Origin of the sequence: Chitinimonas taiwanensis DSM 18899 (genome assembly GCF_900119825.1) — a bacterium.
Taxonomy (GTDB): Bacteria; Pseudomonadota; Gammaproteobacteria; order Burkholderiales; family Chitinimonadaceae; genus Chitinimonas; species Chitinimonas taiwanensis.
This window is the reverse complement of the sequence record NZ_FPKR01000002.1, coordinates 193,242-218,271: the sequence shown is the minus strand read 5'-3', so window position 1 is coordinate 218,271 and position 25,030 is coordinate 193,242. Positions and strand designations below refer to the sequence as shown.

The 25,030-nt window shown below is 64.1% G+C and carries 19 protein-coding genes; 9 read left to right on the top strand and 10 right to left on the bottom strand.

Annotated features, from left to right (window positions below):
• The first annotated feature begins 158 nt into the window (after positions 1 to 158).
• The 4 genes from BT173_RS02950 (at position 159) to tldD (ending at position 7,199) form a co-directional block, all read left to right on the top strand.
• On the top strand, positions 159 to 3,938 hold the full coding sequence (locus BT173_RS02950) for a YhdP family protein (RefSeq protein WP_175545539.1): 3,780 nt from the start codon (positions 159 to 161) through the stop codon (positions 3,936 to 3,938).
• A gap of 111 nt (positions 3,939 to 4,049) precedes the next feature.
• Positions 4,050 to 4,907: a carbon-nitrogen hydrolase family protein gene (locus tag BT173_RS02945; protein WP_072427129.1), complete on the top strand. Its 858-nt coding sequence runs from the start codon at positions 4,050 to 4,052 to the stop codon at positions 4,905 to 4,907.
• Positions 4,904 to 5,695, top strand: coding sequence for a substrate-binding periplasmic protein (locus tag BT173_RS02940; RefSeq protein ID WP_072427128.1), 792 nt, complete (start codon positions 4,904 to 4,906; stop codon positions 5,693 to 5,695). Before BT173_RS02945 ends, BT173_RS02940 begins: the two co-directional genes overlap by 4 nt.
• A gap of 52 nt (positions 5,696 to 5,747) precedes the next feature.
• A complete protein-coding gene (tldD, locus tag BT173_RS02935) occupies positions 5,748 to 7,199 on the top strand; it encodes a metalloprotease TldD (protein ID WP_072427127.1) in 1,452 nt (483 codons plus the stop codon).
• A gap of 66 nt (positions 7,200 to 7,265) precedes the next feature.
• Here tldD and BT173_RS02930 read toward each other — a convergent pair whose 3' ends face one another.
• A complete protein-coding gene (locus BT173_RS02930) occupies positions 7,266 to 7,541 on the bottom strand; it encodes a hypothetical protein (protein ID WP_072427126.1) in 276 nt (91 codons plus the stop codon).
• Positions 7,542 to 7,668: 127 nt separating this feature from the next.
• On the opposite strand from BT173_RS02930, the gene BT173_RS02925 reads away from it, so the two are divergent.
• From BT173_RS02925 to BT173_RS02915, 3 genes are read left to right on the top strand one after another with little or no spacing between them, the layout of a single operon-like run.
• Positions 7,669 to 8,445: an enoyl-CoA hydratase gene (locus BT173_RS02925; RefSeq protein ID WP_072427125.1), complete on the top strand. Its 777-nt coding sequence runs from the start codon at positions 7,669 to 7,671 to the stop codon at positions 8,443 to 8,445.
• Between the two features lie 28 nt (positions 8,446 to 8,473).
• Positions 8,474 to 9,082: a hypothetical protein gene (locus tag BT173_RS02920; protein ID WP_072427124.1), complete on the top strand. Its 609-nt coding sequence runs from the start codon at positions 8,474 to 8,476 to the stop codon at positions 9,080 to 9,082.
• Between the two features lie 25 nt (positions 9,083 to 9,107).
• A complete protein-coding gene (locus BT173_RS02915; RefSeq protein ID WP_072427123.1) occupies positions 9,108 to 10,187 on the top strand; it encodes an enoyl-CoA hydratase/isomerase family protein in 1,080 nt (359 codons plus the stop codon).
• A 41-nt stretch (positions 10,188 to 10,228) separates the two neighbouring features.
• Here the strand turns inward: BT173_RS02915 and BT173_RS02910 are convergent, their stop codons facing one another.
• Positions 10,229 to 10,912, bottom strand: coding sequence for a DUF4197 domain-containing protein (locus BT173_RS02910; protein WP_072427122.1), 684 nt, complete (start codon positions 10,910 to 10,912; stop codon positions 10,229 to 10,231).
• Positions 10,913 to 10,927: 15 nt separating this feature from the next.
• Entirely contained in the window at positions 10,928 to 11,395 is a 468-nt protein-coding gene (locus BT173_RS02905; protein ID WP_072427121.1) for a methylglyoxal synthase, read from the bottom strand.
• Between the two features lie 114 nt (positions 11,396 to 11,509).
• Between BT173_RS02905 and BT173_RS02900 the strand changes: the two genes are divergently transcribed.
• The gene (locus tag BT173_RS02900) at positions 11,510 to 12,667 is read left to right on the top strand and encodes a PQQ-dependent sugar dehydrogenase (protein WP_175545538.1); all 1,158 of its coding nucleotides are present in this window, start codon (positions 11,510 to 11,512) and stop codon (positions 12,665 to 12,667) included.
• 72 nt (positions 12,668 to 12,739) lie between these two features.
• Here BT173_RS02900 and alaS read toward each other — a convergent pair whose 3' ends face one another.
• The 6 genes from alaS to BT173_RS02870 form a co-directional block, all read right to left on the bottom strand.
• Positions 12,740 to 15,367, bottom strand: a complete 2,628-nt coding sequence (gene alaS / locus BT173_RS02895; protein ID WP_072427120.1) for an alanine--tRNA ligase — start codon at positions 15,365 to 15,367, stop codon at positions 12,740 to 12,742.
• Between the two features lie 145 nt (positions 15,368 to 15,512).
• A complete protein-coding gene (locus BT173_RS02890; protein WP_084658139.1) occupies positions 15,513 to 17,597 on the bottom strand; it encodes a prolyl oligopeptidase family serine peptidase in 2,085 nt (694 codons plus the stop codon).
• Positions 17,598 to 17,764: 167 nt separating this feature from the next.
• On the bottom strand, positions 17,765 to 18,127 hold the full coding sequence (locus BT173_RS02885; RefSeq protein ID WP_072427118.1) for a VanZ family protein: 363 nt from the start codon (positions 18,125 to 18,127) through the stop codon (positions 17,765 to 17,767).
• Positions 18,124 to 18,573: a recombination regulator RecX gene (recX, locus tag BT173_RS02880; RefSeq protein ID WP_072427117.1), complete on the bottom strand. Its 450-nt coding sequence runs from the start codon at positions 18,571 to 18,573 to the stop codon at positions 18,124 to 18,126. The genes BT173_RS02885 and recX overlap by 4 nt, the downstream gene beginning before the upstream one ends.
• 64 nt (positions 18,574 to 18,637) lie before the next feature.
• Positions 18,638 to 19,687: a recombinase RecA gene (gene recA, locus BT173_RS02875; RefSeq protein WP_072427116.1), complete on the bottom strand. Its 1,050-nt coding sequence runs from the start codon at positions 19,685 to 19,687 to the stop codon at positions 18,638 to 18,640.
• Between the two features lie 138 nt (positions 19,688 to 19,825).
• Positions 19,826 to 21,676 carry an ATP-binding protein gene (locus BT173_RS02870; protein ID WP_072427115.1) on the bottom strand — a complete coding sequence of 617 codons (1,851 nt, stop codon included), beginning with the start codon at positions 21,674 to 21,676 and terminating at the stop codon, positions 19,826 to 19,828.
• Between the two features lie 114 nt (positions 21,677 to 21,790).
• Between BT173_RS02870 and BT173_RS02865 the strand changes: the two genes are divergently transcribed.
• Positions 21,791 to 23,047, top strand: coding sequence for a D-amino acid dehydrogenase (locus BT173_RS02865; RefSeq protein ID WP_072427275.1), 1,257 nt, complete (start codon positions 21,791 to 21,793; stop codon positions 23,045 to 23,047).
• 63 nt (positions 23,048 to 23,110) lie between these two features.
• Here BT173_RS02865 and BT173_RS02860 read toward each other — a convergent pair whose 3' ends face one another.
• Positions 23,111 to 24,931, bottom strand: coding sequence for a M61 family metallopeptidase (locus BT173_RS02860; RefSeq protein ID WP_072427114.1), 1,821 nt, complete (start codon positions 24,929 to 24,931; stop codon positions 23,111 to 23,113).
• Positions 24,932 to 25,030: the final 99 nt, after the last annotated feature.

The following is a 25,030-nucleotide window of genomic DNA, read 5'->3' as shown; positions in this document are numbered from 1 at the left end:
ACCTGAGCTGGCCGGTGATATCGGACCGGTGTGTGGCACTTGCCCCCTGCGCAGCGGTCTGTTGTTTGAAGAGCCTGTTTCCCATCCCGATGTCACCTGCCCGCCACCACCCTCTGCTTGCCCGCCTGGTGCTTGTCCGCCGTCTTGCTCTGCGGCTCTTGCACCTGCATTCGCGCGCGCTGATCTGGCTGGCCGCTGTCTTGATGCTGGTCTGGGGCGGCACGGCAGCCTGGCTGCAATGGTGGTTCTTTCCGCGCATCGAACAGTATCGTCCGGCCCTGGTGGCCGAATTCAGCCAGCGCGTCGGGCGGCCTATTGGCGTGGATGCGCTGCAGGGTGGTTGGCGCGCCGGCAAGCCTTATCTGGCCATGCAGGGCCTGAGCCTGCGCAGCAATGAAGGTGTGCTGGCGCTCAGTCTGCCGCGTGCCGAGGCCACGCTGTCCTGGTGGCCCCTGCTGCTGGGTCAGCTGCGTTTCGACCGCCTGGCCGCCATTTCCCCGCGCCTGAGCCTGAGTCGTGCCCCGGACGGCATCGTGCGTCTGGCCGGTCTGGCGCTCAATGGCGGTGAGGGCGACGACGCGATCGCTCAGTGGCTGCTACGCCAGCATGAGATCGCCATCGAGGATGGCGAGCTGATCTGGCAGGACGCGCTGCGCGGCGCGCCCGCGCTGAAGCTGGCTGCGCTGAACATCAAGCTGGAGAACCAGCTGTTCGGCCGCCACCGGCTGCAGCTGTCGGCCACCCCGCCGGCCGGGCTGGCAGCACCGTTGCAGGCCGAGCTGAACTGGCGCGGCGATGATCCGGCCGACTGGCAGCAATGGCCGGGCCGTCTGCAGCTGGATATCGCTCAGCTGCGCCTGGCCGATTGGGCGCGTTGGGTCGAGCTGCCGTTGGGCGCACAGCGCGGTCAGCTCGAGGCGCAACTCCGGCTCGATTTCCGCGGCCTGAAGGTGCAGGCGCTCGACGGCCAGCTGGCGCTGCACGAGGCAAGGCTGCAACTGCAGCCGACGCTGCGCCCGCTCGAGATCAAACAGCTGGCCGGCCGCCTGCGTTGGCAGCAGCGCGATGCGGCGCACAGCCTGAGCCTGGACGGCTTGCGTCTGGCACTGGCCGATGGCCAGCAGCTGAATGGCGCGCAAGCCACGTTGGAATGGTCGCCCCAGGGCGGACGCCTGGACGCTGGCGGCTTGAATCTGCGTGGCCTGGGCGAGCTGCCGGCCAGCCTGCCGCTGCCGGCGGTCTGGCAGCAGCGCCTGCTCGGCTGGCAGCCCAGTGGCCGCTTCGAACAGCTGAATTTGCGCTGGCACGGTGATGGGCGTGATGCACAGGCTTATCAGGGCCGTCTCGCCTTCAGCAATCTGGCCTGGCAGGCACCGCGCCCCTGGCCGAGTGCCGGGCCACTCGATGGCGAACTGAACCTGGATGGCCAGAGCGGCCGGCTGAGCCTGCGCGGCGCACGCACCCGCCTCGATGCGGGGGAATTCTTCCTCGCCCCCTTGCAGTTTGACCAGCTGCGCTTGGCGCTCGCTTGGCAGCACACCGCGCAGGGCTGGCAGCTCAAGCTTGGCGATCTCCTGCTGCGTAATGCCGATTTGCAGGCGCAAGCCAGCGCCAGCTGGGCCTGGCCCGGGAAGGGCGCCGGTTACCTGAAGCTGGATGGATCGGTGGCGCGCCTGCGCGCAGGCGCGGTGGCCGACTATCTGCCCACGGTGCTTGGGCGCGAGACGCTGGACTGGCTCAAGCACAGCCTGGTGGCTGGCGAGGCACGCAATGCGCGCTTCACGCTGGACGGGCCGCTCGCGCAGTTCCCATTTGCCGATGGCCAACAGGGCATCTGGCGCGTGGAGACCGAGACGGCTGGCGTACAGCTCGATTACGCAGCCGGCTGGCCGGCGGTGACCGGGCTGGATGGCAAGTTGAGCATCGTCGGCAATCGGCTGCAGGTGGATGCCAGTGGCCGCATCCTCGGCACGCGCGTGCCGGCGGTGCGCGCGCTGATCCCCGATCTGGCCATGAGTACGGCGGTGGAGATAGACGGCAAGGTGCAGGGGCCGACTGCGGAGTTCTTCCGCTTTATCGCGCAAAGCCCGCTTGAGCAAAGCCTGCATGGCTTGGGCAGCCTGGCGCGCGCCGAGGGCGAGGGCAAGCTCGCGCTGCAGCTGCAGATTCCTTTTGAAGATGCCGATGCGACCACGGTGCAGGGCCAGTTCCAGTTCCAGGACAACCGGCTGCGCATCGGCAGCGATATGCCGCCGCTGAGTGACTTGCGTGGCTTGCTGCGCTTCACCGAGCGCGGCTTGAGCGCCGAGGGCCTGAGTGCGCACAGCCTGGGTGGGCCGCTGCGCGCCGATATCCGCACCGAGGGAGATGTTGTGCAGATCATTGCCACCGGCCGTGCCGAAATGCGTGCGGCAGCCGAGCAATACGGCCTGCCGCTCAGCGAGCGCATCAGTGGTGCCAGCAGTTATCGCGCCCAGGTCAGCCTGCCAGCCAGCGGCTGGCAGCTGCAGCTTGACGCACCGCTGCAGGAGGTGGCGCTCGATCTGCCCGCGCCTTTGGGCAAGGCGGCTGGCGAGCTGCGCCCCTTGCGCCTGCAGCTGGATGCGGCCGAGCGCAGTGAGCGCTGGCAGCTGGCGCTGGGCAATCAGCTGCGCGCCCGCCTGTTGCGCGAACCCGGCGCGCAGGGTTGGGCGCTTAGTCGCGGCGAGATACGGGTCGGTCAGGGCGAACCGAATATGGCCAACCGCGGCCTGTGGTTGACGGTAAATCTGCCCGAGCTGGATCTCGACCCCTGGCTGGCCTTGCAGACCCAGCTTGAGAGCAAGCCCGCCGCTGCCGAGACGGCCGCCAGCAAGGCCACCAATCCGCTCAGCGGTGTGGAGCTGCGCGTCGACAAGCTGCAGCTCTTGGGCAAGCAGTTGGACGCGCTATCGCTGCGCGCGCTGCCGCAGGCCGAGGCCGGTTGGCAACTGACTGCGAGCGGCAAGCAGGTTGAGGGCAAGCTCAGCTGGTCGCCGCAGGCGCGTGGTCGGCTGTTCGCGCGCCTGAGCCGCCTGCAACTGCCGCTGCCCGCCGCACCCGGTGCGCCGAATGAGACTGCCGACCCGGCCAGCAAGCCGGTGCTGCCGGCCATCGACCTGGTGGCGGAGGATTTCCAATTTCGCCAGAACTCGCTCGGCCGCTTGGTGCTGCAGGCGCAACAGCAGCGCGAGAACTGGCAGATCGACAGCCTGAGCCTGATCAACCCGGATGGCCAGCTACTGGCCAGCGGCCTGTGGCGCGACCAGGGCGCCGACAGCAGCACGCGCATCCGCCTGGCGGTCGAGTCGGGCAATGTGGGCAAGCTGCTTGGCCGCTTTGGTTACCCGGAAACCGTGCAGCGCGGCAGTGGCCGGCTGAACGGCGAGCTGAGCTGGCAGGGCGCGCCGACCTCGCCCGATTACCCCAGTTTGAGCGGCAACCTGCGGCTGGAAGCCCAGAACGGCCAGTTCGCCAAGATCGATCCTGGCATGGGGCGCTTGCTGGGCATTTTGAGCTTGCAATCCCTGCCGCGCCGTTTGTCGTTGGATTTCCGCGACGTGTTCAGTGAGGGCTTTGCCTTCGACCGTATCGAGGGCGATAGTAAGATCGTGCGAGGCGTGCTGACGACGGACAATCTGACCATCGTCGGCCCGGCTGCACAGGTGTTGTTCCGCGGCGAAGCCGACGTGGCGCGCGAAACGCAGCAATTGCGTGTGCGCATCGTGCCGGTGGTGGGCGACAGCGTGGCGGTCGGTGTGGGCGTGGCCCTGGTCAATCCGATTGCCGCGGTGGGTGCCTTCCTGCTGCAACGCGTATTGAAAGATCCGCTGGGTCGGCTTATCGCTTACGAGTACGACATCAGCGGCAAATGGAATGACCCGCAGATCAAGCGGGTAGGGGCTGCATCGGGCAAGTAGACGGCTCGAGGAGGGCCTGTTGCGCGGTGTGTGCTCACTTTGGGAACACCTTTGGCGGCCAGCGTGCCTGCCCGAGCCTGTTCCGTGTGCCCAGACCAAGAAGGAGACACCATGTCCACCCGCGCCCGTAGCCTGCAAGCGGCCGCCACCCAGGCGGTCAGCCATGGAAACCTTCGCATCGCCGCCATCCAAATGGCGTCCGGCCCCACCGTGGCGGCCAATCTTTCCGAAGCCGAAGTGCTAATCAAGCTGGCCGCCAAGCAGGGTGCCAAGCTGGTTGCCCTGCCGGAATATTTCGCCATCCTGGGTCTGAAGGACACCGATAAGGTGGCCGTGCGCGAGCAGCCCGGCCATGGGCCCATCCAGGATTTCCTCAGCCGCATGGCCAAGAAGCACAAGCTGTGGATCGTCGGCGGCACCGTGCCGCTGTGGACCGAGGACCCGCACAAGGTCAAGAACAGCACACTGGTATACAACGACCGCGGCGAGGTGGCGGCGCGTTACGACAAGATCCACCTGTTCGGCTTCGAGATGGGCAGCGAGAAATACCGCGAGGAAGCGACCATCGAAGCGGGCAAGGAGGTAGTGGTATTCGATTCGCCGTTTGGGCGGATTGGCCTCGCCATCTGCTACGACCTGCGTTTCCCCGAGCTGTTTCGCCAGATGCAGCCGGTCGATCTGATCATTGTGCCGGCCGCCTTTACCGAGACCACCGGGCGCGCCCATTGGGAGACCCTCGTGCGCGCGCGAGCCATCGAGAATCTGTGCTATGTGCTGGCCAGTGCCCAGGGCGGTTATCACCGCAATGGGCGCGAGACCCATGGCGACAGCATGATCGTTGACCCCTGGGGCATCGTGCTCGACCGCTTGCCACGTGGTTCGGGGATTGTGATCGCTGATATCGACCACGACTACAAAGCGCGCCTGCGCCAGGGCCTGCCAGCGCTCTCGCATCGGGTACTGGTGTGAAAACGCTGCTCTGGCTGCTGCTGTGTCCGCTCTTGCTGGCGGCGCCGGCCGATTACGGTTGCAACCGGCCGGTGCGTGCGGATTTTTTTCCGTTTGGCCTGGCTTACTGGCGGGATGATGCGGGCCAGCAGCACGGCAGCGATTTTGAGCTGATGCAGGCGATCGAGCAGGAGACCGGCTGCCGCTTTGAAGTCAGCGAGCTGTCGCGCGTACTGATCTGGAAGAAGTTCGCCGCCGGCCAGACTGACCTCGTGCTGTCGGCCTTACCCACGGCCGAGCGTGATCGCTGGGGCCATTTTATTGCCTTGCCCTATTGGGGCAATCGCAATCAGCTGGTGATCAGCCGGCAACTGAGCCGACCCGCGACGGTGGAGGCGTTGCTCGCGCATCCGCAGCTCAAGCTGGGCGTGGTACGCAGCTATCGCTATGGCGAGCCCTTCTGGGAACAATTGATCGGGCAGCAGCGTCAACGTGGGGTGCTGGTCGAGGCGCCTGATCTGGAAAGCGTGTATCGACTGCTCAAGCTCGGGCGCATCAATGCGCTGATCTCGGCGCCGATGAGCTACCGCCTGCTGCTGCCACGTTTTGGTCTGCAAAATCAGGTAGACACGGTAGACTTCAGCCCGGATGCGCCGCCCTTGCGCGCCGGTCTTTATTTATCCCACCAGCGCTTCAGCCCGGCGGAAATCGCCCGCTGGGAAGCGCTGCTGAACGGCCCGCTGCAGGAACGTTTCAAGAGCATCCTGACTCGCCATCTGGGCCCGGCGCCCCTGGCCGAGCAACCCTAAATTCAGCCTCAGGCGCCGCCGCGCCGGGGCGCATACAGAAAGCGTCTTCCCGATGACATTCGCCTACACGCAGGCCAGCCAGGCCGCCGGCCAGTATTTGCTCGATCCCTACCAGCTTGACGATGCCGCGCTCGAGCAGGTGTTCGGCGAAATCATGACTCGCGAGGTCGACTATGCCGACCTCTACTTCCAGTACAGCCGTGCCGAGGGCTGGAGCCTGGAAGAGGGCATCGTCAAGGCCGGCAGCTTTAATATCGACCAGGGCGTCGGTGTGCGCGTGGTCAGCGGCGAGAAGACCGCGTTTGCCTATTCGGACGATATCAGTGCCGCTGCGCTGCATTCGGCGGCTCAGGCCACGCGTGCAATTGGCCGACAGGGTGGCCGTGGCGTGGCGGGCAGCAGCCGGCATGGTAGTGGCCATGCGCTGTACCGCGGCAGGGACCCGCTGGCCAGTCTGGATGAGGCAGCCAAGGTGGCGCTGCTAGAGGGCCTGGAGCGCTACACGCGCAGCCTGGACCCGCGCGTGACGCAGGTGATGGCCAGCCTGGCCGGTGAGTACGAGGTCGTCTACATCGCGCGTCACGATGGTCACCGTGCTGCCGATGTGCGCCCGCTGGTGCGGGTTGGCGTGCAGGTGATCGTTGAGCAGCATGGCCGGCGCGAATCGGCCCATGTGGGCGGCGGCGGCCGCTTCGACTACAGCTATTTCAGTGAGGAACGCTTGCAAGGCTATGCGCGCGAAGCCGTGCGCCAGGCTCTGGTCAATCTGGATGCGCGCCCGGCGCCGGCCGGCGAGATGACCGTGGTGCTAGGCAGTGGCTGGCCCGGCATCCTGTTGCATGAGGCAATCGGCCATGGCCTGGAGGGCGATTTCAATCGCAAGGGCAGCTCGGCCTTTGCCGGCCGCGTTGGTCAGCGCGTGGCGGCCAAGGGTGTGACCGTAGTGGATGACGGCACGATTGCCGATCGGCGCGGCTCATTGAATGTGGACGATGAGGGCAACCCAACCCAGCGCACGGTGCTGATTGAGGACGGCATCCTGCAAGGCTATATGCAGGACAGCCTGAATGCGCGCCTGATGGGGGTGCCGATTACCGGCAATGCACGGCGCGAAAGCTATGCGCACATTACCATGCCGCGCATGACCAATACCGTGATGATGAATGGTGACACCTCGGCCGAGGAGATCATCGGCTCGATCAAGCGCGGCTTGTATGCGGCCAATTTCGCCGGCGGCCAGGTCGATATCACCAGCGGCAAGTTTGTGTTTTCGGCCAGCGAGGCCTACTGGGTGGAAGACGGCAAGATCCAGTACCCGGTCAAGGGCGCAACCCTGATCGGTAACGGCCCGGATGTGCTGACCCGGGTGGGTCTGATCGGCAACGATATGCAGCTCGACCCCGGCGTAGGCACTTGCGGCAAGGAAGGCCAGAGCGTGCCAGTGGGGGTGGGGCAACCGACCATACGCGTGGACGGTGGTTTGACGGTCGGTGGGACAGCCTGAGCGGCCACGAGCAGGGGAGAGTGAAGCGGGGTAGCCAGCGGATTGCTGACTACCCCGTCTTGTTTTTTACTGACCCGCGCCTTGCACTTCCTTGACGGCGGCGTTGTAGTCATTGATGGCCATATTGGCCGCATCAGTCGCACTCTTGACCACAGCCGATTGCTCGTCGATGAACTTCTTCATGCAATCGCCGTATTCCTTGAAGCGGCGATTGAAGGTCTTCATCTGCATATCGCTGGCCAGCTTGCCTGGGAATTCAGGCTTGGTGCAGCTGGGCTTCACTGGCTCATTCGCCCAGGCAGCCGTACTGATCAGGGCAAAGGCGAGAAGAAAATGCTTCATGGCAGAGGTCCTTGCGAGGGGTTGAGGGGCGCGAGTGTGGCGCCAAATTGACGCGTGCGTCAATCCTCGCCAGCAAGCGCGCACTTGGCGCTATAGTCTGTGGCGAGAAAACCGACAAGGAGACCCCATGAGCGACCTGCTGCAACTCGAGCGCATCGGCCATACCGCGCTGATCACCATCCGCAACCCGCCCGCCAATACCTGGACCGAAGAGAGCCTGCCGGCCCTGCGCCGCATGGTGGAGGCGCTGAATGAAGAACGCGATATCTATGCGCTGGTACTGACCGGCGAAGGCCCGAAGTTCTTCAGCGCCGGTGCCGACCTCAAGGTATTCGGCAGCGGCGACAAGGCGCGCGCGCGCACCATGATCACCTACTTCGGCAAGGCGTTCGAGGCGCTGGCCCAGTTCCGTGGCGTCAGCATCGCGGCCATCAATGGCTACGCAATGGGTGGCGGGCTGGAAGCCGCGTTGGCCTGCGATATCCGCATCGCCGAGGAACATGCGGTGATGGCGCTGCCCGAAGCCAGCGTGGGCCTTCTGCCTGGCGGTATGGGCAGCCAGCATCTGCCCTGGCTGGTGGGCGAGGGCTGGGCCAAGCGCATGATTCTCTGTGGCGAACGCGTCGATGCCCCGACCGCCTTGCGCATCGGTCTGGTCGAGGAAGTGGTGCCGACCGGTGAAGCGCGCCAGTTTGCGCTGGCCATGGCCGAGAAGGTAGCCAAGCAGAGTCCGAGCGCGGTCAGCGCCTGCAAGCAGCTGATCCAGGCCGCGCGCAAGCAGAGCATGTGGTCGGCACTGACGCTGGAGCGGGAAATGTTCGTCGATCTGTTCGATACCGAAGATCAGCAAGAAGGCGTGCAAGCCTTCCTGGAAAAGCGTGCGCCGGTCTGGAAGAACCGCTAGGTGGGTCGCGCTCGCCTGCCTAGCGTGTTTGGGCTGGGCTGGGAGCGCCGATTACCAGCCGCAGCCCGAGCCACCCGCGACCAGTCTGGGCGTGCTGATCGACCCGGCCCTAACGCTGCCCGAGCAGCTCGCCCAGCCGCTCTGGCTGGCCGATAAGCCGGGCGGCGCGTTGCAAACCTATAGCGCTGGCGATCTCGCCTATCTTGAAACTGACTATGAGCAAGCCCGACTGCTGATCTATGCACAGCAGCCCGGCTGGTGGGGCGTGGCGCTACGCGAGGCTACCGCGGGCAGCGCGCTACGCTGGTTGCCCGCACAGGCCGGCCAGCATTGGCAAAGCTATGCCAGCCTGCTCAGTGCTGAGCGCCTGCGCTACCCGACTGCCAGCTGGAATGGTCGACTGGCTAAGCGTGTTGGTGGCTTGCTGCGTGCCCAGCCCGGTTTGCCACCAGCCAGCGGCCTGCAGTTTGATCTGCTGGGTCAGCGTGAACGGTTTGGGCAGACCTGGTTCCATATCGCCATACGAGCGAATGTGTGCACACACGGTGAAGCCAGCCTGGTGCTGGCGCGTGGCTGGCTGCCCTTGCGTGGGCGTGATGGCGCCCTGAATCTTTGGTATTACCCGCGCGGCTGTTGAGCACGCGGCCTGGAAGGAATGTGTGATGACCAGCAAGACTGTCGTATTCGAGCTACTGCCCACCGAGAGCGGCCATCTGATCGGCCAGATCACCCTGAGCGCCGAGAAGTCGCTCAATGCGCTGTCCTTGGAGATGATTCGCCAGATTGCCCCGCAACTGGCGGCTTGGCGGGACGATGCACGCGTTGCCTGCGTGCTGCTACGCGGCGCGGGCGAGAAGGCCTTCTGTGCCGGTGGCGATGTGGTGGCCATGCATGCGGCCATCCGTGCTGGCGACTTTGCGCTGACCGATGCCTTCTTTGGTGAGGAATACGCGCTCGATTACGCGATTCATACCTATCCCAAGCCCATCCTGGCCTGGGGCCACGGCATCGTGATGGGCGGGGGCCTGGGCTTGATGGCCGGGGCCAGCCATCGCGTGGTGACCGAGCGCTCGCGCATCGCCATGCCGGAGATCACCATCGGCCTCTACCCGGACGTGGGGGCGTCCTGGTTCCTGAATCGCTTGCCCGGGCGTCTCGGGCTCTACCTGGGCCTGACCGGCGCCTCCTTCAATGCGGCCGACGCGCTATATGTGGACCTGGCGGATTTTGCTCTGCCCAGTAGTGCGCGCGATCAGGTCTTCGCCGGCCTGGGGGCCTTGTCCTGGCAGGGGTGGGGTGAGGCCGATAAGGCGGTGCTCGGCAATTATCTGCGCGATCAGATGCGCCAGCATGCGCTGGAGCTGCCGGCTTCGCCGATACGCAGCCACTTCGATGCGATCCGTTCGCTGATGGATTACGAGAGCGTGGATGAAATGGTGGCGGCCATCTGCAGCTACAACGGCGCGGATGACTGGCTACGTGCGGGTGCGCAGAAGCTGGCGGCCGGTTCGCCGACCTCGATCCGCCTAGTGCTGGCCGCCCAGCAGCGCGCGCGTCAGCTGTCACTCGCGCAGGTGTTCGAGATGGAACTCAATCTGTCGCGCCAATGCTGCCGTCACCCTGATTTCGCCGAGGGTGTGCGCGCCTTGCTGGTCGACAAGGACAATGCGCCGCATTGGTCGCCGGCCACCTTGGCCGAGGTAACTCCTGACTATATCGATGCCTTCTTCTACGCGCCTTGAGCTGAGTTGCGGGTGGCTGCGTGCCACCTGCAGCCACCTGCCTAGTTGGCGCTGAATACCTTCTGCAGCAGCTTGCTGGCTTGGCCCATCGGGTCGGCGCGGATGGCTTTCTCCTTGTCGGCAATCATCAGGAACAGCCCGTCCATGGCCTTGCGGGTCACATAGTCATCAAGATTGGCATCCTCGGCCTTGATCAGGCCGAACTGGGCCGCCTGGCCTGCATAGGCATTGTATTTGTCTGCCAGCTGCAGCTTGGCGGTGGACTTCTTCACGATGGGCAGGAATTTGGCCGCGATGGCTTGGCTGCTGGTACGGCGGAAATAGTCGGTGGCAGCCGATTCGCCGCCGCTGAGTATGCCCTTGGCGTCCTGCCAGCTCATCTGCTTGATCGAATTGACCAGGATGGGCTTGGCTTCCACCACGGCGCCCTCGGCGGCGCGGTTCATGGTGGTGATCAGCTCATCGGCCTGGGCACCCATGCCGAATTTGCGCAGCATCTTCTCGGCCTTCTTCAGGCTATCGGGCAGCGGAATCTTGACCTGCTGGTTGCCCAGAAAGCCATCGGACTGACCAAGCTGGCTGACCGCGCTATTGGCGGCCACGGTCAGCGCCTCCTTCAGGCCGGCGCTGGCGTCCTTGCCAGTCAATTGATCGAGGCTGATGGCCTGGGCGCTCAGGCTGAGCAGCAGGGGCAGGCAAAGGGCAGTAAGGCGGTAGGGCAACATGGTGGGCTCGCGGATTCAGGCGGTTTTGGGCAGCGCGCGCTCGGCGTGCGCGCTGTAGTCGGGCACCCGGCGTGGGTAGGCCTTGTCCATCAGGCTGGACGAAATCAGGAAATCGGCCGAGGCACGGTTGCTGGCCATCGGTATATTCCAGACCACGGCCATGCGCAGCAGGGCTTTCACATCCGGGTCGTGCGGCTGGGGTTCGAGCGGGTCCCAGAAAAAGATCAGGAAGTCGATCTGCTGCTCGGCAATCGCGGCGCCGATCTGCTGGTCGCCGCCCAAAGGGCCACTCTGGTAACGATGCACGGGCTGGCCGAGTTCGCGTTCGATCAACAGACCGGTGGTGCCGGTGGCGAAGAGCCGGTGGCGCGCCAGACTGCCGCGATTGAACTTGGCCCAGTCGAGCAGGTCGGCTTTCATATTGTCGTGTGCGACCAGGGCGATCTGCTTGGCCGGCTGCATGATGATCTGCTTGAAATCCATGCGCTGGGTCCTTTTCTTATGGCTGCCTGTACTGTCGTGGCGGGCATGGCTTGGGAGAGTGCCTAGTATAACGAGGCAGCCCGCTGCGCTGGCCGCCAGTTAAGGAGTGAGACGATGTTTGCTGTTCTGCCGCTGCGCCTAAGCCTGCGCGGCCTCTGCTTGTCGCTGGGCCTGCTGTGCGCGAGCAGCCCCGCTTGGGCCATCGATTTGCCCGCGCGCTTTCGCAGCGAAGCCTATGCGTTGACTCTGAGCCAGTTCGTCGGCGGCCTTGATCACCCCTGGGGCATGGCTTTCCTGCCCGATGGGCGCCTCCTGGTGACCGAGCGCGCCGGGCGTCTGCGCCTCGTCGGCAGCGATGGGCGCGTTTCGGCACCGCTGGCGGGCCTGCCGCCCATCATGGCCAGCGGGCAGGGCGGTCTGCTTGATGTCGCGATCGATCCGCAATTTCGCAGCACGCGTTGGATCTATCTCAGCTATGCCGAACCGCGTGGCCAGGGGCGCAATGGCACCAGCGTGCTGCGTGCCAAGCTGGACGAGACGGGCTTGAGCGAGCCCAAGGTGATCTTCCGCCAGCAGCCGGCCGTGGCCTCGCAGCTGCATTTCGGTTCACGCCTGGCCTTCGCGCCCGATGGCACACTGTTTGTTACTACCGGCGACCGCTATAGCGAGCGCGATCAGGCCCAGAGTCTGGACAACCATCTGGGCAAGGTCATCCGTATCCGGGCGGATGGCAGCGTGCCGCCCGACAATCCCTTCCTTAAGCAGGCGGGCGCACGGCCGGAGATCTGGAGCTATGGGCATCGCAATCTGCAGGGAGCGGCTGTCCATCCGCTCAGCGGGCAGCTGTGGACGCATGAGCATGGCGCCAAGGGTGGTGACGAGGTCAACCTGACCCAGGCCGGCGTCAACTATGGCTGGCCAGTCATTACCTGGGGTGTCGATTACTCGGGTGCGCCGATCGGCGAGGGTAGTCGCAAGGCCGGCATGGCGCAGCCGCTTCACTACTGGGTGCCAAGCATCGCGCCCTCGGGCATGGCCTTCTATCAGGGCCAGCCGTTTGCGCAGTGGCAGGGCAGCCTGCTGGTTGGCGCACTGCGCGGCCAGATGCTGGTGCGCCTGGCGCTGGACGGCACGAAGATCAAGCAGGAAGAGCGCTTGCTGCAGGGCCTCGGTCAGCGTATCCGCGATGTGCGGGTTGGGCCGGACGGTCTGATCTATTTGCTGACCGACGAGGGCGACGGCAGTATTCTGCGCCTATCGCCGCAGCCATAAATATCGTGCTGGCCCTAAGCCAGACGTAAAAAAGCCGACCACGAGGTCGGCTTTTTAACTGGGCTGCGCGGCTTACTTGCTCTTGACCCAATCGGCCACGCTGGCCAGCGCGGCGCTCAGGCCTTCGGGCTGGGTGCCGCCGGCCATGGCCATGTCCGGGCGGCCGCCGCCCTTGCCACCGACCTGCTGGGCGACCAGATTGACCAGCTCGCCCGCCTTGATCCTGCCGGTTAGGTCGGCGGTCACGCCGGCCACCAGGGCCACCTTGCCCTCGGCCACCGCGCCGAGCACGATGGCAGCGCTGCCCAGCTTGTCCTTCAGCTTGTCGACCATCTCGCGCAGCGCGTTGTTGTCGGCGCCTTCCACCTGGGCGGCCAGCACCTTGATGCCGTTCACCTCGACGGCCTGATCCTGCAGGCTGTCGCCCGCGCTGGCTGCCAGCTTGCCCTTGAGCTTGGCCACTTCCTTTTCCAGCGCCTTCTGTTCCAGCTGCAGCTTTTCCAGCTTGCCCAACAGGTCGCCTGGCTGGGCGCCGATCAGCTGGGTGGCGCGCTTCACTTCGCGCTCCATATCCTGCACATAGGCCAGTGCGCCTTCTCCGGTCACCGCTTCCACGCGGCGGATGCCGGCCGCCACGCCGCCTTCGGCCACGATCTTGAAGAAGCCGATATCGCCGGTACGCTGCACATGGGTGCCACCGCACAGCTCGGTGGAGAACTGGCCCATCTTCAGTACGCGTACCTCATCACCGTACTTCTCGCCGAACAGGGCCATGGCGCCGGCTTTCAGTGCCTCGTCCTGCTTCATGATGGTGGCGCTCACCGGGTAGTTCTGCGCGATCACATGGTTGACCACCGCTTCGATCTTGGCGATTTCCTCGGCGCTGACGGCCTGGGTATGCGCGAAGTCGAAGCGCGTGCGCTCGTTGTTCACCAGCGAGCCCTTCTGCTGCACATGGGTGCCGAGTACTTCGCGCAGGGCAGCGTGCAGGAGGTGGGTGGCCGAGTGGTTACGGGCCGTGGCCAGACGCTTGTGCAGGTCGATGGTGGCGGTCACGGTGTCACCGAGGCGCAGCGTGCCGCGCACCAGCTTGCCCTGGTGGCCGAATACCGCGGCCTTCACCTTCTGGGTGTCCTGCACATCGAACAGCGCTGCCAGGCCGCCGCTGGCGCTGATCTCGCCGCTGTCGCCAACCTGGCCGCCGCCTTCGGCATAGAAGGCGGTATTGTCGAGCACCACCACGCCGGCCTCACCCGCGTTCAGCACCTCGACGGCTGCGCCATCCTTGTACAGGGCCAGCACGCGTGCTTCGCAGCTATTGGCCACATAGCCTTCAAAAATCGTGTCATTGCCGTTGTATTCGACATTGGCAGCGGCATTGAACTTGCCGGCGGCGCGGCCGCGCTCCTGTTCCTCGGCCAGCTCCTTCTCGTAGCCGGCCATATCAAGTTCCAGCTCGCGTTCGCGGCAGATATCGGCAGTCAGGTCGATCGGGAAGCCATAGGTGCTGTGCAGGGTGAAGGCGGTCTTGCCATCCAGCGTGCGTTTGCCGCCCTCGAGCGACTTTTCCAGCAAGGCCATGCCGATATCCAGCGTACGGGCAAACTGCTCTTCCTCGGCCTTCAGGGCGGCGGTAATGCGCGCCTGGCCCTCGATCAGCTGCGGGTAGGCATCGCCCATGGCGCTGGCCAGATCGGCCACCAGCTTGTGAAAGAACAGGCCCTTCTGGCCGAGCTTGTAACCATGTCGCACGGCGCGGCGCACGATGCGGCGCAGCACATAGCCTCGGCCTTCATTGGACGGCAGCACGCCATCGGCCACCAGGAAGGCACAGGCGCGGATATGGTCGGCAATCACCTTCAGCGAGGGCTGGTCCTGGGTGTAGGCCACGCCGGTTTCGCGCGCGGCGGCCTTGACGAGGCTGGCCAGGATGTCGGTTTCGTAATTGGACTTCACGCCCTGAAGCACGGTGGACAGGCGCTCCAGGCCCATGCCGGTATCGACCGAAGGCTTGGGCAGCGGATGCAGCACGCCAGCCTCGTCACGGTTGAACTGCATGAACACGTTGTTCCAGATTTCCATGAAGCGGTCACCGTCTTCATCGGGCGAGCCGGGGGGGCCGCCGGCCACGTCCGGGCCGTGGTCGTAGAAGATCTCGGTGCAGGGGCCGCAGGGGCCGGTGTCGCCCATGGTCCAGAAGTTGTCGCTCGCATAGGGCGCGCCCTTGTTGTCACCGATGCGCACGATCTTCTCGGCCGGCAGACCGACCGTCTTATGCCAGATGTCGTAAGCCTCATCGTCGCTGGCATACACGGTCACCATCAGCTTTTCCTTGGGCAGGTTCAGCCATTGCGGGCTGGTCAGGAATTCCCAGGCATAGGTGATCGCGTCGCGCTTGAAATAGTCGCCGAAGCTGAAGTTGCCCAGCATTTCGAAGAAGGTGTGGTGACGCGCGGTGTAGCCGACGTTCTCGAGGTCATTGTGCTTGCCACCGGCGCGCAGGCATTTCTGGCTGGTGGTGGCGCGCGTGTAGCCGCGCTTTTCGAAACCGAGGAACACGTCCTTGAACTGCACCATGCCGGCCACGGTAAACATGATGGTCGGGTCGTTACCCGGGACGAGCGGGCTGGAGGCGACGATCTGATGGTCCTTGCCTTCGAAGAAGTGAAGGAATTTCTGGCGGATTTCTGCGGTGCGCATGACGTGGAGGATCCGTGCGGGAAGTCGAAAAATATCCGCCAATTATGCCCGAAACTGCTGCATTGCAGCGCGTCGGCATGGGCGGAAAACAGACAGGCCCGCCTAAGCGAGCCTGTTTGCCATCAGCTTGCTGCGCCGCGCGTGCTTACTTGAGCATCTTCCACAGGAAGCTGAACTCCAGCGCGGTCATATCGGCCTTCTGGCCATTGTCGGCCGCGCCGGCATGGCCACCTTCCATGTTTTCGTAATACCAGGCGTTCTGGATGCCCATGCCCTGCATCTTGGCGAACATCTTGCGCGCATGGCCAGGATGCACGCGGTCATCGCGGGTCGAGGTGGTGAACAGCACATTCGGGTAGCGCACGCCGTCCTGCAGATTGTGATACGGCGAGAACTTGCGGATGTATGCCCATTCGGCCGGGATGTCGGGATTACCGTATTCGCCCATCCAGGACGCGCCAGCCAGCAGCTGGTTATAGCGCTGCATGTCCAGCAGCGGCACCTGGCAGACCACGGCACCAAAGAGGTCGGGGCGTTGGGTCAGCATCACGCCCATCAAGAGGCCGCCATTGCTGCCGCCCATGATGCCGAGTTTCTTGGGCTGGGTGATCTTGCGCTGGATCAGGTCCTCACCCACGGCGATGAAGTCGTCATAGGCCTTCTGGCGGTTTTGCTTGAGCGCTGCCTGGTGCCAGCGCGGGCCGAATTCACCGCCACCGCGGATATTCGCCACCACATACACGCCACCCTTCTCGATCCAGGCCTTGCCGGCACCGGCCGAGTACCACGGAGTCAGGCTGACTTCGAAGCCGCCATAGCCATACAGCAGGGTCGGGTGGCTGCCGTCGAGCTTGAGCGTCTTGTCCTTGACGATGAAGTAGGGCACGCGGGTGCCGTCCTTGGACTTGGCCTCGTACTGGGCGATCTCGAAACGGCTGGCATCGAAGAAGGCCGGGCGCTGCTTGAGCAGTTCGCGCGCATCGCTGCCGGCGCGGGCCAGATAGAGCGAATCGGGGGTCAGGAAGTCGACATGGGTGAGGAAGTAGTCATCCGAGCTGTCCTCATCGACACCCATCACGCCCAGGCTGCCAAAGGCCGGTGCCGCTACCTCGCGCTTGTGCCACTGGCCGGCATTGAAGCGCCATTCGCTGATGCGACCCTTGACCTTGTCCAGGCTGCTCAGCAGCACATAGTTCTGGGTGAAGCTGATGCCGTCGCGCTCGAGTGCCGTGGTGGCGCTTGGGGTGAACAGCGCGGTGAAACGCGGCTTGCCGGCGCGGAAGGCGGCGAAGTCGCTGGCAATCAGGCTGCCGGCCGGCCAGGTCTTGCCGGCCACCTTCCAGGGCTTGCGCAGATGGACGAGCAGCTGCGGGCCAAAGAACTGCACCTTGGCATGATCGGGCACGGCAAGACGGCTGAGCTTGTCGCCTTCGCGCAACCAGGTTTCGCTGGTGTAGAAGGTCACGCCGCGCTCAATGATCTCGTAGCGATACCCTGGGCGTTCCACCACGGCGGCGCCGACCGAGATATCGCTCTGCTGGCCTTCGAATACTGTTTTGGCGGCTGTCAGCGGTGTGCCGCGCTGCCAGAGCTTGAGCACGCGCGGGTAGCCGGAATCGGTTTGCGAACCCGGCCCGAAGTCGGTGCCGACGAAAATCGCGTCCTTGCCCTGCCAGCTCACATCGGTCTTGGCCTCCGGCAGGCTGAAACCATCGGCCACGAAGGATTTGCTGGCGATATCGAATTCGCGCACGACTACCGCATCGGCACCGCCGCGCGAGAGTTCGATCAGGCAGCGGTCATAGGCGGGGTAGCGGCACTTGCTGCCCTTGAAGACCCAGTTCTCGTTTTCCGCCTTAGCCAGCGCATCCAGGTCAAGCACGGTTTCCCACTGTGGCTCGGCCTGCTTGTAGCTGGCGAGATCCGTGCGCCGCCACACGCCGCGCGGGTGCTCGGCATCGCGCCAGAAGTTGTAGTAATGGCTGCCCAGCTTGTTCACATAAGGGATGCGCGCCTTGGAATCGAGAATCTCGCGCACCTGGCTGCGCAGGGCGGCGAAGCCCGGCTCCTGTTCGAGCATCGCGCGGCTGGCGGCGTTCTGGGTCTTGACCCAGTCGAGCGCTTTTTCGCCGCCCACGTCTTCCAGCCATTGGTAGGCATCTACCGCTGCCTCGGCATGCACGCCCAGTGCGGCGCCCGCCAGGGCCAGTGTCAACAACTGCTTCTTCATGCGCTCCCCCATCGATTACGGAATACGGGCTGGTGGCCCAAGGTGGGCGAGCATAGGCAGGCGCGCAGTAGGCAGCCATTTTCTGCGACGGGCTGCAGCGCAGCGCGATGAATGGTGTGGCCTGAGCACCACAGCGACCAGTGCGTCAGAGAGGAACTGATCTTGCTCTAGCTGGCAGTGCGGATCTGAATTAGCCGGCCGAGTAGAGCGGCTAGCGCCAGGCCGAGCAGTGCGCCGCAAGCATTGGCCAGCATGTCGTAGAGATCGAAGCTGCGGTAGGCGGTTTGCCCCTGCAGGAACTCGATCAGCACCCCAAAGGCGCTGGCACCGACTAGCACCTGCAGCCAGTGACCGCGCAGCAGCAGTGCCCACCAGCCACTGAGTACGGCATAGCCGAGCAGGTGGGCGATCTTGTCGCTATCGGGTGTGTCGGGCAGCGGTGGCGCCGGCATCAGCGAGCCGATGGCAATGGCCAGGATCAGCGCCACGCCGATCAGCAGGGCGGGGCGACGCGGGAGTGGGGGCATCATTCATCTTCCAGGCCAGCAATCACTTTGCGGATCACCTCGTAGGCAAAACCACGGCTTTGCAGGAAACGCGCTTGGCGCGCACGCTCCTGCTCATCGCGCGGGCGCTCGCGAAAGCGCTTTTGCCAGACCGTGCGGGCGCGCAGGAGTTCCGTATCGTCCTCAGGCAGGTTGTCCAAGGCCTCGCGTATCAGCGCATCGGCAATGCCGAGTTCGCGCAAAGCTTGCTCCAGCCGAAAGCGCCCGAAGCGCGCGGCGTTGGCACGTACATAGGCAGCGGCAAAGCGCGCATCGGACAACCAGCCGCGCGCTTCCAGCGCATCGAGCGCCGCGGCAATCTCGGCGCTATCGGCGTCCAGGCGGCTGAGTTTGCGCTGCAGCTCTTGGCGCGAGTGCTCGCGCCGGGCAAGCAGGTCGAGGGCTTTCTTTTGCAGGTCGACGACAGACATGGTGGGCAGGGGAGGGGGCAGAATGAAAAACGCCACCCGCTGGGGTGGCGCTGGAGTGCGCGGCTTAGATTTCTTCCGGCATCTCTTCGTCGTCGGCCTCGGCCGCAGGGACCGGCAGCGGCGCGTTGATGCCGACGGCCGAGCGGATCTTGGCTTCGATCTCGCGCGCGATGGCTGGATTGTCGCGCAGGTATTCGCGCGCATTGTCCTTGCCCTGGCCGATCTTATTGCCCTGGTAGGCATACCAAGCGCCCGATTTGTCGACGATCTTGTGGGTCACGCCCATCTCAATGATCTCGCCTTCACGCGAGATACCTTGTCCGTACAGGATGTCGAAGTGGGCTTCGCGGAACGGCGGGGAGACCTTGTTCTTGACCACTTTCACGCGCGTCTCGTTACCGACCACTTCCTCGCCCTTCTTGATGCCGCCGATGCGGCGGATATCGAGGCGCACCGAGGCGTAGAACTTCAGCGCATTACCGCCGGTGGTGGTTTCCGGGCTGCCGAACATCACACCGATCTTCATGCGGATCTGGTTGATGAAGATGACCAGGGTATTGGTGCGCTTGATATTGGCAGTCAGCTTGCGCAGCGCCTGCGACATCAGGCGGGCTTGCAGGCCGACGTGGCTGTCGCCCATCTCGCCTTCGATTTCGGCCTTCGGCACCAGGGCGGCCACCGAGTCGATCACGATGATGTCCACACCGCCCGAGCGAACCAGCATATCGGCGATTTCCAGTGCCTGTTCGCCGGTATCGGGTTGCGAGATCAGCATATCGCCCACATTCACGCCCAGCTTGCCGGCATAGACCGGATCGAGCGCGTTTTCCGCATCGATATAGGCAGCCACGCCACCCAGCTTCTGCATCTCCGCCACGGCCTGCAGACAGAGCGTGGTCTTACCCGAGGATTCCGGACCGTAGATTTCGATGATGCGACCGCGTGGCAGACCGCCGACGCCAAGAGCGAGGTCCAGACCCAGCGAGCCGGTGGACACCACCTGCAGATCGTTCTCGATCTGGCCTTCGCCCATCTTCATGATGGAGCCCTTGCCGAACTGCTTTTCAATCTGCGCCAGCGCTGCGGCCAGGGCCTTGCTCTTGTTGTCATCCATGTTTCGGTTTCCTTAGCGTGCGGAGAACGAACGTTCTCTAATTCGGTCGGGCGGACTATAGCACAAGCTTTTTCGCTGTGAAGCCCCCGAGCTGGCTTCGCTCGCTATTTTTTGTGTGGATACAGTTCAATCAAGCACTTAGCTGATGGTTTTCTCCACCTGACGCGGCAGGGTGAAGTAGAACGTGGCGCCCTGGCCCTGCGAGCCCTTGGCCCAGACCCGGCCGTGATGGCGGTTGATGATGCGCTGGACGATGGCAAGACCCACGCCATTGCCCTCGAATTCCTGCGCATTGTGCAGACGCTGGAAGGCACCAAACAGCTTGTCGGCATAAGCCATATCGAAGCCGGCACCGTTGTCGGACACATAGAAGGCATTCTGGCCCTCGATATGGGTGGCGCCGAACTTGATCTCGGCTGCCGGCACCTTGGCGGTGAACTTCCAGGCATTGGCGAGCAGGTTCTGCAGTACTACCCGGATCAGCTTGGGGTCGGCCTCGGTGACCAGATTCGGCATCACATTGATGCTGACCTGGCGTTCGGGATCGTTGCTACCCAGCTCCTGCAGGATTTCGTTGGCGATATCGGACAGATTGACCGCCTGGGTATTCACCTCGCTGCGGGTGAGCTTGGACAGATTGAGCAGGTCATCGATCAGATTGGACATATTCTGGGTGGCACGGCGGATGCGGCCCAGGTATTGGCGGCCCGCGTCGTCGAGCTTGTCCGAATAGTCCTCCAGCAGCACCTGCGAGAAGCCGTCCACGCTGCGCAACGGAGCGCGCAGGTCGTGCGACACTGAGTAGGAGAAGGCTTCCAGCTCCTTATTGGCGGCGGCCAGCGCCTTGGTGCGCTGCTCAACCAGCTCTTCTAGGTGGTTGCGATAATGATTGAGCTCGATTTCGGTGGTCTTGCGCGCCGAGATATCGATCAGATAACCCTGCAGATGGCGGTCGCCCGATTCATCCGGAATGGCGGTGGCGATCAGCATCACCCAGACCAGGCGGCCATCGGTGCCCAGCATGCGGCATTCGAATTCGATCGGGCGGTCGAGGTCCTGTGCCTCGGTGAACAGCTTGTAGGCGAGGTGGCGGTCATCCTGATGCAGATAGCTGCTCAGGAAGCCCTCGCTATACCAGATATGCAGCGGGTAACCGAGCAGCACCTCGGCCTGCGGGCCGACATAGGTAAAGCGCCACTCGGCCGGGTTGGCTTCCCAGGGCACCACATTGGTCGACTCGACCAGGCGGCGATAGCGATCTTCGCTGGCGCGCAGTGCCTGCTCGATCTGGCGACGCTGCTGGATGTCGGCCTCCAGCTCGCGGTTCTTGCTTTCCAGCTCACCAAACAGGCTGTGCAGCGATTGACGGGTGATTTCCAGGCTCTGGCCGAGCTTGCCGATCTCGTCATGGCGGCGCCATTCGAACGGGGTGGACAGATCGTGCCGCGCGAGGCGAATTGATTCGGACATCAGCCTTTGCAGCGGATTGAGCACGCGGCTTTGCAGCAGAACCAGGATGAAGGCGAGGCTCAGCGCCAGCTGGATGCCGGCAGTGATGAAGAAATACAGCTGGCTCTGGTGGATGGAGGCGAGCGCTGCACCATCGTCCATTTCCACCGTCACCTTGCCGATCACATTGCCCTGCTTGGTCACGCTCTGCGCCAGGGTTTTCAGCTTGCCTTGGCGGCGCTCGGGGCGATTCATTTCCAGAAAGGTGCCCAGGGTCGCGTCCTGCACGATTACGCGCACGATGCGCGGATCGCTCATCACCGAGTCGAGCAGCGGTTTACCGGTGTCGGGCGACAGATTCCATAGCGGCTCCTGCATGCCCAGCACCAGGATCTCGGTAATCCGGCTATGGTCCTGGTTCAGGTTCTTGATCAGTGCATCTTCCTGCCTTTGTACCGTGAGGAAACTGATGAATATGCCTGGCACCAAAAGGCCGGCCAGAATCGCCAGGACAACGGCGCGACGCAGGGTCAATGTCATGGAAAGCAGCTCCCTGAGCTTTTTGTTGGATAATCGCCAACGAATGTTGTCTGCTTATTATTAGGCCCGGCCCGAGGCGATGCAAACGGCGTTGTGGCGAATAAGGAGAAGTACTTGAAAGTCCTGATTCTGGGTGCCGGCATTACCGGTGTCAGTTCGGCCTGGTTTTTGCGCGAAGCCGGTTTCGAGGTGACGGTGCTGGACCGTCAGCCGGCGGCCGCGCTGGAAACCAGCTTTGCCAATGGCGGGCAGATTTCCGTCTCGCAGTCCGAGCCCTGGGCCAATCCGGAAGCACCGCTCAAGGTGCTGAAATGGCTGTGGCGCGACGATGCGCCGCTGCTGTTCCGCCCCAAGGTCGATCCGCGCCAGTGGGCCTGGGGCGCGCAATTCCTGCGCGAATGCCTGCCCGGCCGCACTGCACGCAATATCGTGCAAATGGTCAATCTGGGCCTGTATAGCCGCGCCACCCTGCAGGCGCTGCGTGCCAGCACCGATATCGAGTACGACCACGCCAGCCGCGGCATCCTGCAGATCTATTTCGAGCAGGCGGCTTTCGAGGCGGCGGCCGAAGCCTCGGCGCTGATGCGTGAGTACAACTGCGTCCGCGAGGCGATTCCGCGCGAGCGGGCGGTGGCGATCGAGCCGGCGCTGGCCGGCCTGGGTAGCCGCCTGGTCGGCGCCACCTGGGCCGAGGATGACGAGTCGGGCGATGCGCATCGCTTCACCCAGGGTCTGGCCGCGTTGGCCGCGCAGAAGGGGGTGGAGTTCCGCTTCAATACCTGCATCCGCGAGCTGCAGTCGGCCTGTGGCGAGATCAGCGGCGTGAAGGTGCGCGACTGCGAGGGGCGCGAAGAGATATTGAAGGCCGACGCCTACCTGCTATGCCTTGGCAGCTATAGCCCGCAGCTGGTCGCGCCGCTGGGCCTCTATCTGCCTATCTACCCTACCAAGGGCTACTCGGCCACGCTGTCCACCGAAGACCACGCGGGCGCCCCCCTGGTCAGCATTACCGATGAGGCGATGAAGATCGTCTACACGCGTCTTGGCGAGCGCATCCGCATCGCCGGCACAGCCGAACTGAATGGCTATAACACCGAGCTCAATCCGGTGCGCTGCCAGGCGCTGATCCGCCGCTACTTTGAGCTATTCCCCAATTCGGCCGACCCGAATTCGGTGCAGTTCTGGACTGGGCTGCGCCCGTCCACGCCGTCGAATGTGCCGCTGGTGGGGAGGTCGCGCATCCGCAATCTTTATCTGAATACCGGTCACGGCACGCTGGGCTGGACTGAGGGGCCGGGTTCGGGGCGGGCGATTGCCGAGCTGATGGCTGGGCACAAACCCGAGCTGGATTTCGACTTCGTCGGCTTCTGAGCTGGCTGGTAAACAAAACGGCACCCCGCGGGGCGCCGTTTGCATGGCTGGCTAGGCTGTCGTTCAGCCGTGCAACCAAGCCTCACGCGCGGCCAGCTTGGCTGGGTCGCTGTCGTCGCGCCGTAGGCCCACGGTCTGGCTGGGTTCGGCTTCCAGCTTGAGCTTGACGTTCATCAGCTCGTCGCGGCGGAAGGCCAGTACGTCCAGCTTGTCGCCCGGCTTGGCGGCGGCCAAGGCGGCATCCAGATTGCCCGCCGTGGCCTTTAGACCATCAATGGCGACCAGTACATCGCCGGCACTCAGGCCAGCATGCTCGGCCGGACCATCGCTGAGCACATGGGTGAGTTTGACCAGGGCGCCATCGCTGGCGGTGCGCGCACCCAGCCAGACGCCATTTGGCTTGGCCTTGTCCAGCCAGCCGCCCTTGTCATTGGCACCGGTTTGGCTACGCGCCTGCCACTGGATGCCTACGCTGGCCAGCATCTCGGCCAGCGGCAGCTCCTCGGTGCTGCGCAGGAAGTGGTCGAACTGGGCTTGCAGCTTCAGGCCGGTCACTTCTTCGGCCACCTGTTCCCAGGCCTCTTCTGGCACGCCCACCGGCTTGCCAGCATAGAAGTCGCGCCCATAACGCTCCCACAGCGCCAGCATCACATCGTCCAGGCTGTGCTTGCCCTGGGTAGCCTGGCGGATGTGCAGGTCGAGGCACAGACCGGCCAGTGCGCCCTTGGTGTAGTAGCTGATGCCGCTGTTCGGACTGTTCTCGTCCTGGCGGTAGAACTTGATCCAGGTGTCGAAGCTGGAATCGGCAATGTTCTGCACCAGGCGGCCCGGGGTGCGCAGCACGCCGGTAATCGTGTGTGACAGCAGTTCCAGATAGCTGTCGGCATCGATCAGGCCGGCACGCACCAGGGTCAGGTCATCGTAGTAGCTGGTCAGCCCTTCGAAGGCCCACAAGAGGCGCGAATAGGCTTCGCCATCGGCCGGGTAGGGCGCATAAGCAGCGGGCTTGATGCGCTTGACGTTCCAGCTATGGAAATACTCGTGCGAGACCAGCCCCAGGTATTGGCGGTAGCTGCTCTTCATGCCGGTTTCGCCGTCCTTGGGCAGGTCCTCGCGCTTGCACATCAGCGCGGTGGACGCGCGATGTTCCAGGCCGCCATAGCCATCGCCGCTGACGAAGGTCATGAATACATAGCGCTCGAACGGTGCGGGTTCGCCGAACATGCGGATCTGGTGTTCGCAGATCTTCTTGCAATCGCGCGCCAGGCGCTTGGAATCGATCTTGGGCAGGCGGCCCGACAGTACGAAGTCGTGCGGCACGCCACAGGCCTTGAACTGGATCAGCGTGAAGTCGCCCATTTCGACCGGGTGGTCGATCAGCTCGTCATAGTCGGCGGCGCGGTAGCTGCCAAAGGCATAGGGCTTGGCCTTGTGGGCGGGCAGGCTGGTGGCCACGCGCCATTCGCGATAAGCCTTGCCGCTCGGGGCCACAATATCCACTTCCACCGGCTGGTCGAGCTGACCGTCCACACCCAGGAACACGCTGCTGCCATTGAAAAAGGCGCGCGTGGTGTCGAGGTAGGCGGTGCGTACCGACAGATCGAAGCCATACACGGTGTAACGCACGGTCACCGCGCCCTGGGCCGGCGCGAGCTGCCAGTGGTTCTTGTCGGTCTTGCTGATGGCCAGCGCGCCGCGCTCGTCCTCGGCACTGATGCTGACGATGTGCTTGGCGAATTCGCGCACCAGGTAGGAGCCGGGAATCCACACCGGCAGGCTCAGGCGCTGACCTTCTGCGGCAGGGTGCTCGATGTGCAGGCGGATGTCGAACAGATGCGCTTCCGGGTGGGCGGCGCTGATGCGGTAGTGGATGGTGGGTTTCATCGCGGCAACTCGCTGGTGGCGGGAAAGCCGCGCAGTCTACGCCGCTGCCTGGGCAAGAAAAAGCCCCGCCATACGGCGGGGCTGAGCGACTGACGCGTG